The sequence below is a fragment of the Modestobacter italicus genome, from assembly GCF_019799965.1.
GTDB classification, from domain to species: domain Bacteria; phylum Actinomycetota; class Actinomycetes; order Mycobacteriales; family Geodermatophilaceae; genus Modestobacter; species Modestobacter italicus_A.
The window spans coordinates 1-572 of record NZ_JABGCJ010000110.1 but is presented as its reverse complement, the minus strand read 5'-3'; the positions used below and the strand labels follow the sequence as shown (position 1 = coordinate 572).

Here is a 572-nt window from a genome sequence, read left to right as displayed (position 1 = left end):
CTCTAATCAATACCAAACGTTGGAATTAATTCATGAGACCCCTGCCATTGGAAAGAGGATTGATAAACTTTGTGAATTGAAGTGTTTAGAAGACTTAGTTCACTTTAGAATAAGCCCAACAAAGTCATTTGTGAGGAATTTCCAGAATCTGCCATGGTTTGGAGATCATGTCACAAATCACTTTAAAGTGATACCAAACGTTGGAATTACTTTATGAGACCTATGCCATTTGAAAGTAGACTAAAAATCCTTGTGAAATAGAGTATTCTCACATTATTAAAAGTTGTTTTAATATAGGAAAGATTAGTCGCAAAACAGTTGTCGAATTCTGAAATTTCTGTTTTAGTATAGAAATTATTTCTTTCTTTGAATTTTATTTTGAGTTATTATTTATTCCACCATTGTAGGTTAATAGTGATTAATCTACTGAGTTTATTAAGGTGTTAATAGCATGGTAGGAATTGTGATAATAATTTCTCAAATTAAATTCTTTTATTTTAAAACCCTAATTGCGTTCTTTTAGGAGTTTCAATTATTTTAAGAAAGAAACTTGATTTTTATCATATGAGATA

1 protein-coding gene is annotated in these 572 nt (G+C 29.0%); it reads left to right on the top strand.

All coding sequences use genetic code 11. The annotated features are described in order from the left end of the window. Positions 1-217 (top strand): hypothetical protein (locus tag HLA93_RS20500; protein ID WP_222196286.1); only part of this gene is annotated, 217 nt, incomplete at its 5' end. Positions 218-572 lie beyond the last annotated feature (355 nt).